The 14,172-nt window shown below is 69.5% G+C and carries 7 protein-coding genes and 1 tRNA gene; 6 read left to right on the plus strand and 2 right to left on the minus strand.

Translation table 11 applies throughout. The annotated features are described in order from the left end of the window. The first annotated feature begins 59 nt into the window (after window positions 1-59). From ACIOHG_RS32920 to ACIOHG_RS32935, 4 genes are all read left to right on the plus strand, one after another. Window positions 60-136 (plus strand) — tRNA-Thr (locus ACIOHG_RS32920). Between the two features lie 502 nt (window positions 137-638). Beyond that, window positions 639-4,322: an AAA domain-containing protein gene (locus tag ACIOHG_RS32925; RefSeq protein WP_400956071.1), complete on the plus strand. Its 3,684-nt coding sequence runs from the start codon at window positions 639-641 to the stop codon at window positions 4,320-4,322. Window positions 4,323-4,382: 60 nt separating this feature from the next. Further along, window positions 4,383-7,772, plus strand: coding sequence for a hypothetical protein (locus tag ACIOHG_RS32930; protein WP_400956072.1), 3,390 nt, complete (start codon window positions 4,383-4,385; stop codon window positions 7,770-7,772). Continuing rightward, entirely contained in the window at window positions 7,772-10,378 is a 2,607-nt protein-coding gene (locus ACIOHG_RS32935) for a sensor histidine kinase (protein WP_400956074.1), read from the plus strand. The genes ACIOHG_RS32930 and ACIOHG_RS32935 overlap by 1 nt, the downstream gene beginning before the upstream one ends. Before the next feature lie 16 nt (window positions 10,379-10,394). Here the strand turns inward: ACIOHG_RS32935 and ACIOHG_RS32940 are convergent, their stop codons facing one another. After that, window positions 10,395-11,390 carry a hypothetical protein gene (locus ACIOHG_RS32940; protein ID WP_400956076.1) on the minus strand — a complete coding sequence of 332 codons (996 nt, stop codon included), beginning with the start codon at window positions 11,388-11,390 and terminating at the stop codon, window positions 10,395-10,397. 173 nt (window positions 11,391-11,563) lie between these two features. On the opposite strand from ACIOHG_RS32940, the gene ACIOHG_RS32945 reads away from it, so the two are divergent. Both ACIOHG_RS32945 and ACIOHG_RS32950 read left to right on the plus strand, forming a co-directional pair. Further along, entirely contained in the window at window positions 11,564-11,860 is a 297-nt protein-coding gene (locus ACIOHG_RS32945; protein WP_400956078.1) for a hypothetical protein, read from the plus strand. 693 nt (window positions 11,861-12,553) lie between these two features. Further along, complete coding sequence (locus ACIOHG_RS32950) at window positions 12,554-13,180, plus strand: TetR family transcriptional regulator (RefSeq protein ID WP_400956080.1); 627 nt, start codon at window positions 12,554-12,556, stop codon at window positions 13,178-13,180. 75 nt (window positions 13,181-13,255) lie between these two features. On the opposite strand, the gene ACIOHG_RS32955 is transcribed toward ACIOHG_RS32950, so the two are convergent. Continuing rightward, a complete protein-coding gene (locus ACIOHG_RS32955; RefSeq protein WP_400956082.1) occupies window positions 13,256-13,879 on the minus strand; it encodes a ScbR family autoregulator-binding transcription factor in 624 nt (207 codons plus the stop codon). Between the last annotated feature and the right edge of the window lie 293 nt (window positions 13,880-14,172).

The following is a 14,172-nucleotide window of genomic DNA, read 5'->3' on the forward strand; positions in this document are numbered from 1 at the left end:
CTGGCCCGCGTTGCCGATGCGAACCTTGCCCCCACGGGGCCGGTCCGACCGGCTTCGGCGCCGCCTTAGCTCAGTTGGCCAGAGCAACGCACTCGTAATGCGTAGGTCATGGGTTCGAATCCCATAGGCGGCTCCATGATGAACCCCAGGTCAGGCCGCTGACCTGGGGTTTTTCTGTGCCGTCGGCCTTGGGATTCGAGGCGAATCGGGCACCGGGGCCCTATGCATCGCAATGCGTAGGTCGTCGGTACGCCAGCGTTATAGTTCACCGGTTGGCTTCCTTTGACCTGCCCTTTTGTCTCAGATTCCGCTCCGCCTGACGCACTGCCGGGTGCGACGTGCGGCCATTGTGCGGCCGTCGCTGCAGAGTGGTTGCCAGGTGGGCCGTCTGCAGCGTGCTCACGAGGTCAGTTGTGGGCGCTGCCGCTGTACAGGTCCAACAACTAGCGGTCGGTGGAGCGCGGGGTGATCGCTGCTTCATGGCTGCCGTGTGGGTCGCACTGAGGCTTGATGTGGCGCATGCGGACCTCGGCAACGAGTGAATCGAGGGTACCCAGTTCCGCAGAAAGAAGCCCGGTACAGGCCCAGATGCGCTATCTATGGGTGGCGCTGACGGTGTGCGGACTGGGGGAGGCGCCGTGGGAACGGCCGAGATGGACCGGCTGGTCGAGTACTTTTTCTGCGATCCCATGACTGCAGTCGGACGGTACAAGGCGCTCGCCGGGAAGAGCGTCGAGGAGTGCGGCCATGAGCTGATCCCTGAAGCTCTGTACCGCTATGACCTCATCGACGCCTCGAAGTTCCCGGTGACGCTCCAGCTGTACCGGGGTATCTCCGCCATCGCGGGTCATTTGTGGGAGCAGGAGGTGCGCGTCCTGTTGCGGGCGGCCGCGCTGCGGCACCCGGCACTGCCGGAGATCGTCACCGGCGGATACCGGGACAGTGCAGCGACCGGCGCGGCGGGCTTCAACATCAGCGGGTTCGCGTATGTGGTGACCAAGGGGGCTGTGGCCAGCTTGGCGGACGCGCGACTGGTGGAGGGGCTCCGGGCGGAGCCAGCGGTGGCGGTGCGACAGTTCTTCTTCCTCGCCGATGCCCTGTCTGTGCTCCACGGCCAGCGGATCGTGCATCGGAACCTGTGGCCCGGCAGTATCGACGTCCATCACGACCCGGTCATGCCCGCAGGCCCCGAGCGGTTGCAGCTCCGGCTGTCCCGGTTCGAGATGAGCGCGATCATCGGGAATCTGCTCCGGGCCACGGAGATGGACAGCGAGGAAGCGCCGAAGGAGGTCACGCGGCTCCTACTCGGCCAGGACGCCGAAGCCTTGGCTTACTGTGCTCCTGAGCGGTTGGCCTACCTGTTCCCCGAAAAGGGCGCCGAGGCCGCCGACGGCCAGAGTTCTGACGTTTTCAGCCTCGCCGCCACCGTCGCGGAGTGGTTCCTGCCCGAGAAGCCGGGCCCGGCCACGCCGTCCGGCGTTGATGCGGCGGGTGCCGGGGCCGCAGAACTGCCGCAGTGGGCGCGGAACCGGCACGCAGCGCTCCGGCAGGCCCTGGAGCGGCACCGGGACCTGCCCGAGCAACTCCGGTTGCTGCTTGTCGACATGCTCTCCGCCGACCACAGTGCACGGCCCACGAGCTTCGAGGTGGTGACGCGGATCAGCAGTCACTACGAGGAGTTGTCGGCCTACTGGAACGAGGCAGCGGACGTCCAGAAGCCGTACCTGGTGACGTTCCTGCCCGCAGAGTCCCGGCAGACGCTCTACCACTGGGGGTGGCTAACGCACGATCCGGAGAGCCTGGAAGGCCGGTACGAGCTCACCGAACTGATCGAGAAGGACCTCCGTGGGGCCCGCCTGGTGCACGCACCGCACGGCGCGTTGCCGTATATCGTGAGCGGCGACCGTAAGTCCAAGCAAGGCGCACAGTACCTCCTGATCGGGAAGCGAGCGGCCTGGTTCTGCGACAGGTGGCGACCGTACAGTCCGCTGGGCACTGCGCTGGGCCCGCCGACCGACGACACGCTTGTCATCAAGTACCAAGTTGACATGGGAAGTTCGGCAGGCCGGGCGATCAAGGAGGACAGCGCCCGGTCCAGGTTTAACCGCACCGTTCCCTCGGTCGACGCAGTGGCACACGACATCCACCCGGGAGAGTTCGAGGCGGCTCGGAGCGGCCGGCCCAAGTGGACTCCGCTGATCGAGGCCATCGCGCGGGCCGTGGTCGACTCGCCCACCGATCTCCTCTACGAGCAGGCGTTCGACTGGCTGCTGAGCTTCCAGGAGGTGGAGCTGCAGGCCCGGGAGTACGCCTATGTCGTCGACCGCGAGACGGTCGGCGGCCGGTACCTAACACTGCGCCTCGACATCGACCGCGATGACGCGCGCAAGCATCGTACCGGGATGCTCACCAGCTATTTCTCCGACCCCCAGCTCCGTCCGGCGATGGGGGACTTCTTCGCGGCCTTCGGCAACTCGGAGGAGGGCGGGGACATCGAGGTACTGGAGGACCGCAACGGCGCGCCTCGCTATCCGCGTGGCCCTCAGACCCTGGTCAGCTTGGACGGGCAGCAAGGCGAGCAGGCGATCCGGGTCCGGTTGCGGGGTGATGCCCGCAAGTTCCCGGAGCGCGGGTGGATCCGGCCCGCCGGGGACCTGGGCAGTTCGGTCGCTTACCGCCGTCAGCTGCACGCGCGTTGGAAGCTGCTGGACAACAAGGTGCTCCTCCAGCAGCTGCAGAATCCGACCACGATCCGCGGCCTGCCGGAACGGTGGAAGGACGCCGGCGCCGGCCTGGTCGGTGGCGACGCGGTCACCGACATGCTGGTCTCCCAACCGTTCTTCGCTCTGCAGGGGCCGCCCGGGACCGGGAAGACCGAGATGACCGCGCGTGCCGTCGTCGCCTATCTCCGGCAGGAGCCCGCCGCCCGGGTCCTGGTCTCCGCCCAGTCCAACTGGGCGCTGGACAACCTGGCCGCGCGGATCCTCGACCGGCTGGCTTCGCCGGACACGGAGGCCGGGGAGCCCACGGACGACCTGGTCACCGGGGACGTGATCGCGCTGCGGGTCATCACGTCCTCCTCCGCTGACCGGGTCAGCAAGCGGTTGCAGCCCTTCCGGCCGGCCGCCCTGGCCGAGCAGAGGTCGCACAACCTGCAGCGCTTCGCGGACAGGGCGAGCAAGGAACCCGGCCTGTCCGACGACGAGCAGTCGTTGCTGCGGGAATGGCGTGGAGTGGCCGCCAAGGCGGTGCCCGAGCTGACGGATCGCATCCGTCGGTCGGCCAACCTGGTGTTCGCGACCTGCTCGTCGGCGGACCCCGAGCACATGTCCGTGACCGGCAACGCCGATCCGTTCGACTGGGTGCTGATCGAGGAGGCGGCCAAGGCCTGGCCGACGGAGATCGCCATTCCGCTGTCCCAAGGGCTGCGGTGGACCCTGATCGGCGACCACCATCAACTCCCGGCCCACCGGCGGATCGACGTCGAGCGCTTCCTGCAAGGATGCGTGGGCCATTCCGACCCCACGCTGGCGCTGCACGGCTCCCGCAGCGCCGAGTACCTGCGTGTCTTCAATCTCTTCGGCAGTCTTTTCGATCAGCCTGCCTCGGCGTCGGGGCTGGCAGGCACGGAGCTGTCCCGTCCGGTCCGGGTGCTCGACACCCAGTTCCGGATGAACCGGCCGATCGGCGAACTGATCAGCCAGGTCTTCTACCCCGACCCCGACCCCAAAGCACCGCCCAGACGGGGGCTCATCCGCACTGGCAAGACCGACGACCCGCACCGCTTCACCGCGCCGCGCTGGCTGGCTGGGCAGTCGCTGATCTGGCTCGACACCGCAGCGCTGCCCGAGTGCGATGACGAGCCCGCCTGGAAGAACCGGGGGGAGGTCGAGGTGGTGGGTGAGCTGGTGTCCAGACTCGACCCGCGACCCCGGCCACGGGACGGCGCGATCACCCACGATGCCCTCGCTCTGCTGACGCCGTACCGCCAGCAGAGCGAGCTGCTGCGGGCTCGGAACGACCTGGCGCCCTTCGTGCACACCGTGCACGCCTTCCAGGGCCGTGAGGCGGAGGCGGTCGTGGTGTCCCTGGTCCGCGACCGGAACCGGTCCGATTCGCTGGACCGGCCCTGGAAGAACCTCGGCCATCTGGTCCAGCCCGACCTGGTCAACGTCATGTGCTCACGCGCCCGGCAACTGCTCGTGCTGGTGGGGAACTTCGCACACTTCGCCGACAGCGGCGTGGAATTCTGGAAGCAGGTCTGCGGTGTCTTCGAACAGCACGGCAAGGTCCTGCCCGCCGGGCAGGTGTTCAATGGCTGACCGGGTTGCGACGGCGGTCGGCCGCCGACATCCGGTGGGGGAGGAACAGCAGTGGGAAGTATGACCGTCAGTGTGCCGTGCGTAGTGGTGCCGGTCGAGGTGACCCTCGGCTACGGCAAGTTCGTCTCCCCGATCGAACTGGTGGTCCTGAAGAAGCTCACACTTCCCGACGGCAACTCCACGGATGCCGCCGTCTACGGCGCCCACGAGCTGGCGCGGAGCCTCGGACTCGGCCAGCGGCTCACCCTGGACATCATCTCGGACCTGTGGCACAAGAACTACATCACAGTCGACCTCTCGCGCGGTGTGGTGCGGGCGACCGACCACGTCCGGTCCCAAGCCGCACAGCAGAAGCTGGCCGCGTTGGAGGGCGCGGAGGAGCAGTGGGCCGAGTACCAGCTCATGGTCGACTGCCTCACCGGCACCCTGATGCCGGTCGCGGGCCACACCCGCCCGCAGGAGGGCCACGTCGTCGTTCCGGTGCCCGACGACTGGGGCGTCGCGGACGGGTTCTCCCACGCGGAGCTGGCAGAGGCGTTGCACGAGCACCTGCGCCGGGAACGCCGCTCCGACCGCTCCGGCCTACAAGCCCGCGAGAGGCGCGTGCTCACCGCCCAGATCGTGCCGGCCGTACGGCGGCCTCCACTAGAGCAGCGCTGGCTCCCGTTGAGCATCAACGTTGGCTGGGACCATGACGCGCAGCGAGTACGGCTCTTCTCCGAGGACGGGTCCTTCCCCACGACGAGCCGACTCCGGGTGCTCAGCCAGATCGCGGGGCTCGTGGATGAGTCCCCCGAGAGCCCCTTCGCGTCTCAGGTCCGGCGTGCCATCGACGGCCAGCTCGTGGACACACCCTCGCTGGAAACGGCTCTGAGCCGCTTCGAGCACTCGGCCGGTACGCTCGCTGAGGCGGCCCAGGACACCCTCGGGCAGCGCCACCGGGAGCTCGCCGGGCAGGCCCGGCAGGTGACGGAGCTGCTGCGCATGCGCGTCGCGGCAGAGGTCCGGACGAAGGTCGTGGTCGACCCGGCCGGGCACCATGAAGCCGTGACCGACCTGATCGAGTCGGCCCGGGAGCAACTGGTGCTGGTATGCCCGCAGCTCGGGTACGAGCGCATGCACGAAATATTTGAACCGTTGAAGCGCGCCCTGCTCGGCGGCGTGCGGGTGATCGTGCTGTGGGGGGACAGCCAGCGCAGCGAGCTCCCCAAGGAAGTCCAGAACCTCCTGACCGACCTGCGTCGGCAGGGCCGCGGAAATCTCGTCTGGTCGTACCGGCCGAGCCGGACACGTGCCTGCCTGATGGTCTGCGACGATCGTGCCGCGCTTGTTACTGGCTTTCCGTTCCTCGCGCAGTCGCCGTCGCGGCACGGGCGGGCAGGCCGAGACCGGCAGAACCGTGCTCGCCAGCTGGGACTGCGGATCGAAGCCCCGACGTCCGAGGCCTGCGAGCCCATTGAGGCACTGCTGCACTGGTCCAGGACGACTGTGCCGGACTACCTCGAAGGCCAGCGCGTCCGGGTGCGGCACGGCGACTTCCGGCTGGGACACGACGGCTCCGCAGCCGACCGAAGCGAAGGCGCGGGCGCTCCTTGGGAACCGCGGGTGCCCGAACTGCCGGTTGAGCCCCCGCCGTCGGCGGACGGGGCACCCCTGTCGAAGGCGGTGCGCCTGATGTGGAGCCAAGCCTGGACGGAATACGCGGCAGCCCTGCGGCGGGAGCTGCGGGCCAGGTCGCTTCCGTCAGCGGTCGTCCAGATCGACGGGGCGCACCGGGAAGCGCTCTGGCAGGCCCTGCGGAACACGCGGACCAGGCTGATCCTGTCGTCGGCCCGGATCGGCCCCGACGCGTTCGACTCCCGGACCGCCGCCGCGATCGGCAGGCTCCTGGCCGCGGACGTCGAGGTGACCGTCGCGCACGGCAGACAGGGCGACGGCACCGGCGTGGCCGAGGGGCCGCGCCGACTGCTGGCCGAGCTCCGCGCGCACGACGGGGGGAAAAACCTGAAAGTCACCCAGCAGGCCACCAACGCCCGGGTGATGGTGTGGGACGACGAGGTACTCGTGGGCAGCTTCGACCTGCTGTCAGTCGGGGCCCGGGCCCCCGGGGTACCCCGGCGTATGCCCAGCGAGGTCGGCCTGCGGCTGGTCGACCCGCACGCGGCGGCGGAGCTGGCCAGGGCAGTTCACGGGGCGGCCGCGTCGGAGGGCGCGGAGCTTTCAGCGGAGCAGCGGGCGGCCGACCCCGAGGATGAGGTGCAGCCGACCCTGTCCCACGCCCAGCGGTTGGTCAATGAGGGAGCTCAGGTGACCCCGCCGGGCGATCCGGTGGCCTTGGCGGCGCTGGCTCGGTCCCATCTCGACGGCCTGCTGGAGCATGACTCGGAGACGGCCTGGTCGTTGCTGAACGCCCTGTCCGAGAACGAGGCGCACCACCTGCTGCGACCGGCCGCCGCCCATCTGATCACTCAGCAGCCCGACGGGTCGCAGGCCCGCCGCTGGCGGCGATGGCTGATGCGCGACCTCTGGGAACGCGAGGAGTTCACCGGGGCCACGGTGCTCCGTGCCGCCATCCGGGGCGACGACATCAGGCCGCGGTTGCCACTCGTGCTCGCGGCCGCCGCCCGTGGTGACGCCTACTTCGGCGAGGCAGTCGACCGTGCGGCGCTGGAGATCAATGAGTCCTTGGCCGCGGGCCGGCCCTGGGCCGTCGCGGAGGCGGCCGCGCTGGCCTGCCTGTGTGCGAGTGAGATTCTGGTGGAGAGTCAGGGCGACGCCGCGGCCGATGCCCTGCGGTTCTTGGAACCTGACCTCGCGGCACCGTGGTCGGCGTTGTCCCGGCTGGCGAGGGAGCACGCGGCCACTGGGCTGGGTCCGATACCGACGGCCGAGCTGGTCGCTCTGACCGACGGCAAAATGCACCGGCGCGATGTCGCCGCTGCCTGGCAGGAGCTGGACCGGCGCCATCAGCGCGCTGCACAGGTCACCTTCCGCTTCCTGTCCGGCACCCGAACCCACGCCCAACTGTTCCGGCCCGATGGCGACTTCGGCGAGCTCCGGAGCATCCTCGACCGGAAGGACGAGGAGGCCGTCCGGCAGTGGCTGCACACGCATCCGGCGGGCGAGGCGGACCGCATCCTGGACCGGGCCACCCGCTCGGTCGAGTCGACGCGCGAGCTGCCGCTCATGATGAACAACCAGCGGACCAACTTCGTCGCCCGGCTCGCCGAGATCAGTGAGGGCGCCGCCGCCTTGGTCGGGCTGCTGGACGCAGGCGGTTCGGCGGACTCCGGCCGGCTGGCCGACTTCGCGCCGACCGCCCGCAGGCTCGCCGAGCTCCTGCCTTCGGCCGTCGCGGGCGCGGACGCCCTGGACGGCCCGGAAACGGTGCTGGCACGTGCGATGCTACGCCGACTGCAGCATGTCGCGAACTGGGGAGGCTCCTTCTGATGTCCGAACCGCACGACCCGTCCGCCACGCAGTCCGTTCCGCGTGGCCTGATCGCCCGCTGGTCGGAACGGTGGCGCTACCCCGCGCTTCTGACGCTCGATGCGACGACCCCGGAGGGGAGCGAACTGGACGCGGTGGCGGCGGCCGACGCCATCGCCCGAGGCCTGGCCCATCCGGTCGTGACACCCGACCAGACGGCACGGTCGCTCTTGGAAGCGGGGGAGTTCACGGCTGTCCGGGGGGTGCCGAACTGGTCCGATCCCGATGGAGCCACGGTCTCCGCTATCGCTGAGGCCAAAGCTCGCCTGGGTCGGCGTCTCGACCAGCTCGGTCGGCGTGCCGCGCGGGTCGGACACAACGGGGCCCTCACCTCGAAGGAGCTGGAGAAGCTCGTCGAACGGCGGGCGCCCGACGCGGAGGCGGAGTTGGACCGGTGGCGGACGGAACTGGACACGGCCGAGCGGCAGTGGCGGGATGATCTGGCGGACCGGCTGAACGTGGCTATGGAGGACAACTGGGAGCGCACCGACAGCGAGAGCTCCGATCCGGCCCGTGAGGGGTGGCGGCGAGCGGTCCAGAACTGTCTGGATCACGGTGAACTAGCCGCCGCGGAAAGGCTCTTGACCGCTGGCCCGTCACCAGATCCGGCGGGCGGCCCGAGCACTGTCCCGTCTCGGAGGGCTTGGCCGTGGGCGGACTCCCCGCTCGGAGAGATCCTGACCTGGTACGACGGATCGGCCGCCACCCGCCCCGAGTTCGACACCCGCTGGCGGCCCAGGACCGAATCCGGGACCGCCCTGGTCCGGGCGCTGCACGAGCTCTTCCACGGACCGTCCGAGGAATGGGTACGGAGTTTCGCGAAGGCCTTGGACACCCATCTCGGTGCCGATGCCGCCCGGCACCCCGTCAAGGCGAAGGGGCGCGGATTCGAGACCAGGCTCTCCGGGGTGGCCGACTACCAGCGGATCCCCCAACTGGCGCTGCCTCGCAGCCTCCGGCTGTACGTGGGGCCGGACAGCTGGGCGCCAACGGAGCCGGGCCCGGCGGCCTGGCTGGTGTTGCAGACACAGGCGAGTGCGGAGCAACTGGCGCAGCGGCCGCCGGGCGTGGCCGTGCTGGACGCCCGGACGGTGCTCCAGCTGGCGGCGTCCGATGCCCAGGACGACGCGACCCGCCGCAGCCACCGGGCGGTTCACCTGCTGCGGGCGATTGGCCGGGGCCTGCGGGTCGTCGACGTGGTCGGCCAGGAGCCCCCGGACGACCCGCAGGGGCCGACCGCCCACCCGCACGAGGAGCGCGAAGACGTCGCCTGGTGGCTCGACCTGCTGGGCGTCGGCTACAGCGAGACGATGGTGGACGCGCTGCTCTACGACACCAGCGGCCACCCGCTCGCCCTGCGGGCCGCCCTGGCCGGGCTGCTGCCGGACGACAACCGGCCCGCCGAACTGACACTGGTCACACTCGACGAGTGGCGGGCCGACGCCGTGGCACAGACCGCCTTCCGCGACGCGGTGGTCGCCGCTGCGTTCCTCGGTACGGACCGGGAAGCGGCGGCGGTCCTGTGGGCGGTCCTGCTCCTCGTTCGCGACGACCCGAACACGCAATTGTCGGTAGACGACGTCGAATTGGTGGTCGAGAGCGCCGCCGAGGTGCCGCGGTCGGAGGATGGCCGCCTTCCGGTGGAGTTCGAAGCTGCGTTGTCCCGGGTGGTCGCCGCCGGGTTCCTGAACGAGGAGCAGGAGGCCGATGCCCGCCGGTACCGGTGGCACGGACCGGGTCTGGCCGCGCTGCTCGGAGGACCGGACCCGTTTGTGCTGGAGGCACGGCTCGCGAAGGACCTGTGGGACCTTGCCGACCGCCAGGTCCGCAGCGACCGGAATGCGGAGCTGGAACTCCTGGCCGTCCGTGACTCCTATGGCCACAAGCTGACCAACGACCTGACCGGCATGGCCGGGCAGGTTGAACGGCTGGTTCGAGCGGGCCGGGACGGGGAGGATCTGTCGGAACAACTGCGCGGGTTGCAGCAGTCATTGGCGTCCGCCAGGGAGACCGAGCGGCGCACTCGGGACCGCACGGCGCTTCTGAAGGACCTTCGACCTGAGGCCATCGATCTGGGGATCGAGCTCAAACGCTGTCGCAACGGCGTCTTCAACGATGCGCCCGCCCACGTGGAGGTCGACCTGGACGTCGAAGCTGACGACAGGGTGGTGGTCTGGGGAAGCGGCCCGCAGCTCAGGATCGCGGTGGGCAATCTTCTCGACAACGCGCTGCGTGAAGTGCAGGACCGACCCGACGGCCGGATCCGGATTACTCTCGGGCTGGTCCGCCGAGGTGCCGACGGGGCGATGAAGTCCGTGGCAAGGATCGACATCGAGGACAACGGGGCCGGCATTCCCGCAGAGTATCTGCCGGGCCTCAACAACCGGGCCGACTGGAGCGCCGGGCCAGTGGTGCCACATCCTCGGGGCAGCGGCCGTGGTGTGCAGGACACGCGAGGTTTCATCGAACGGCACAACGGCACACTCGAGTTCCTGCCCGGCTCAGAGGAACTCGGCGGTGCCCACGCCAGGATCGAACTGCCGGTGTCCGCAGTCGGCACCCCGTAGCGGTCCGTCAGGTTGATCAGCCTCGGCCGAGCATCTGTCGCACGGTATGGCGGAGGTCGAGGTCGAAATCCTCGCCTCCGCCCTTGATGCAGATCCCCGACAGGCCGAAGCGTTCGGTCAGAGCCTTGCGCCTGGCCTCGACATTGCCACCGGGGAAGTAGGCGGTGAGCAGGATACGGGGAATCCCGCGCTCCTTGAGGTCGAGGAGGACTTCGTAACCATCCTGGTCGTCGTTGCTCTCGGTGAGGTGGCGATCGACGAGAGCGCCGTCGAACAACGGGGGGCGGTCAGCCAGGAGCTGGAAGTACTCCGACATGCTGTGCGCCACGGTGGTGTCGTAGTGCCTGAGCCACTTGACGAGGGACTCGGCCATGCCCGGATGATCCTCGACGATCAACAGCCGCGGCCGGGCCGAAGGAACCCGGCCCGGGTGCAGGGTGTCCGCAGTCCGCACGGCGGGATCCGTGGGGAACCGTTCGACGAAGGCCAGCCAGCCCTCGACGTCATGGCCCTGCTCGAACAGGCGGCCTGCCGCCTCGACGACCTTGCTGCGGGCATCGAGCGCCTTCTGCCAGTGGCGCCTGTCGATGCCGCAGTGGACGATCTCGGGGTCACCGCGCCAGATCGCGAGCAGGGGTACCAGGTCCTCGACACTGGGATCCTGGCCCAACCGTGCCACCAGGCCGGGGAACTCCAGGGCGTCCAACCGGAGCTGCCCCTTGGGGAGCGAGTAGGCGCCGTTCAGTTTGTTCGGCAGGACCACCCCGTGGGGGCTGAGAGCGTCCCGAACGATCTTGGCCGTCTGGGAGAGGGCATTGATGCTGCCGCCGCGCGGCATCACCGTCAGGAGGTGTTCGCCGTGCAGTGGGGCTCCTTGGGCGAAGACGAGCCGTAGGAGCAGCGCGGCGGGCCCCTCGGAGAGCCGGGTCGTCCCACCGGCCTCGCTGTGCACCGTCAGTTCTCCCAGCGCGGCCACGTAGGGAGCCTGCTGTCCGGCAAGTCCGTCCGACATGGCAGAACAGTAGCGTGTGCCAGATCTGAGTGACGGTTAACTATCGGATTTGGCAGCTGAATTGAACTCAGGACGAGTGTCGTTGGTGAGCTCAGTGCCGAGAGGTTCCCTGGTCCTCGTCAACAGTTCGCCGATCGGCCCAGGGGCCGACGCGGAAACCGGAGGAATCAGTCATGGCGTTCATCTCGTTCAAGTCCGGCCTCGGTGTCGGAGCGGCGTCGGTCGGCGCCTACGCCACCGGTCTGGCGCTGTGGCAGGTGGTGGTGATCGGCGTGGCCACGCTGCTCGTCACCGTCCTGCTGAAGCTGCTCGTCCTGGAGTGGTTCTCCCGTAAGAGCCCTGGTGTTCGTGGTGACGTGCTTGAGTTTGCCGGCCTGCTCTTCCCGGCATCGGAGGACAACCCGCCGGCTCAGGTCGAGCCCGGCACCGGCGCGCGCCGTCGTCGAAGCCGAGTGCGGGCTCGTAAGTAGCGTCCGTTGGCTGCCCCGGAAGGTCTGCTCTTCCGGGGCAGCGGCTATATCGGGCCGGCGCCGCCCGGTTGTGGAGTGCCAACATCCTGGATGTTGGCCGAATTGGGGGCCTCGGTGTGGCCATGTGCGGCCGGTGTGCGGCCGGACGCCTTTGGACGAGGTAACACGGGGCGGGGCAGGTCAACGAGCCGCATGTGCTCTGATCAGGCAGAACGGTACGGTGGAGCACGATCCGGTACCAGCCGTCACGAAGCCTCGTGGTCTCGTAATGCGTAGGTCATGGGTTCGAATCCCATCGGCGGCTCGGACGGCGAAAGCCCGGATCACGTTCCTCGTGGTCCGGGCTTTCGCCTTTTTCGGCGTGGTGCCGGAGGGGGATGCCGGCGGGGCGGTGGGGTCGGGGGTCGGTGGGGGTGCGGGGGTGGTGGGGTGCGGGGGTTTTACGTGCAAGGTTGTTTGATTATCTGGTGGGGTGGGGCTCCGGTTTGTGGGGGGCTGATATGACAACTCCCAGTACGGTGCGGTTGGTTGAGGGGTCAACAAGGGTTCGGTGGACTTGTTCTGCATACGGGGGGTCCGATAAAACAGGCATGGTTGTATGATTTGGCGCGGGGGCGCGCAGGTCGGCACGGCCTACGGCGGCTTTGCCGTGCGTGCGGATAGGTGGGTCCGGGAGAGAAGGCAGGTGCCCAGATGCAGACGCGGTCCAGCCAGACACGGCAGACCCTGGTCGAGGCCACGGCGGAGCTGATCGCCAACGGGGCGCTCGCCGATGCCGGACTGGTCAACATCTGTGCCCGGGCGGGGGTGACCCGCGGTGCGCTGTACCACCATTTCGCCTCCACCGCCGAGCTGGTCGCGGAGGTCTACGCGCAGGCCAGGGCGCGGGTGCTGACCCTGATGGAGGCGGCCTTCGAGGGGGAGCCCGCCGGGGCCCCCGAGCGCTTCCTGGTCGCGCTGTTCGGCGCCGTGGCGGGGGAGGAGATCGTCCGGGCCGGCCTGCGGCTGGCCGTGGACGGCTCGGAGCGTCCGCCGCAGCTGCGCGACGAGCTACTGGCCGAGGTGCGGGCCCGGCTGGTGGAGGCGCACGACGGGCGCTCCGCGGGCGAGGACCTGGCGGACCTGATGGTGGTGGTGGCCGCCGGCCTGGAGTCGCTGGGCCGGGCCGACGCCGCCTGGTGGGAGGCCGCCGCCTCGGAGCGGATGTGGCGGCTGCTGCGCCCGCTCTGCGACACCCCGGCCGGCGTGCAGGTGCGGGTGCCGCCGTCCGCCGCCGTCACGGTGCTGGGCGCGGACACCGAGCCGGCCGGCGCGAACTGAGCACAAGATGTCCGGACGCACGGGTGCCCCGCGGCCGACGGCCGCGGGGCACCCGCACGGGGGGTGGGAGAGTGGTCAGGAGGCGACGGCCACCGGGATCGGCGGCGTCGTCCGCAGGCGGCCGAGCAGGCCCGGGATGACCAGGCCGGGGAGCAGGAAGTCCCAGAAGGCGCCGACCCGTTCGGGCAGGTCCTGGCGGTCCGAGTAGGCCCGGGACATGATCTGCAGGCCGGTGAAGGACCCGACGATGGTGGCCGTCGCGGCATGCACGTCGGTGCCGGGGAGCAGCTCGTTCTGCGCCTCGGCCTGCTTCAGCAGGCCCAGGACGGTCTCGACCGACTGCTCGTACGCCGTCAGCGGCGGGTAGCCGAACGAGGTCTGTTCGATCGTCAGGCGCACGCTCGCCCGCAGCACCGGGTCGGTCCGCAGCCGGTCCGCGAAGCGCAGCGTCAGGTCGATCATCGCCTGGATGCGCACCGGGTGGTCGGGCGGGGCGAGGGCCTCCGCGTGGGCGTCGACCAGGGCGAGCGCGATGGCTTCCTTGGACGGGAAGTGGTGGTACAGCGAGCCGCGGGTCAGCCCGGTGTGGGCCAGGATCTCGTTGGTGCTGGCCGCCTCGTAGCCGCGTTCGTCGAAGACGCGGGCGGCCGCTTCCAGGATCGACTGCCGTGACCGTTTACCGCGTTCCTGCTGCGCCATGTCGCCGCCGTCCCCTCTCGTTCGCCCGAGCCGGCGAGCCCGCTCGAGAAATTTTAACAGATCGGTCTGTATCCTATCGTCCCCCACTCGAACGGTGGCAGTGTTGCGCTCGGGACGCAAGGGGAACAGGGGGATCGGTGAGGGGGCGCGCCGGGGAAGTGCGACACCCCCGGTCCTGGACCGGGGTCCGGGACCGGACCTAGGGCGCGTATTTGGTCGTGATCAAGTGGCGATTCTGGTGAGGTCCTTGATCCAGATCATCGCGCCTCGAAGGTGGAGGCCGGCGAGGTAGC

The sequence above is a fragment of the Kitasatospora sp. NPDC088134 genome, assembly GCF_044741705.1.
In the GTDB taxonomy this organism is placed as follows: Bacteria; Actinomycetota; Actinomycetes; order Streptomycetales; family Streptomycetaceae; genus Kitasatospora.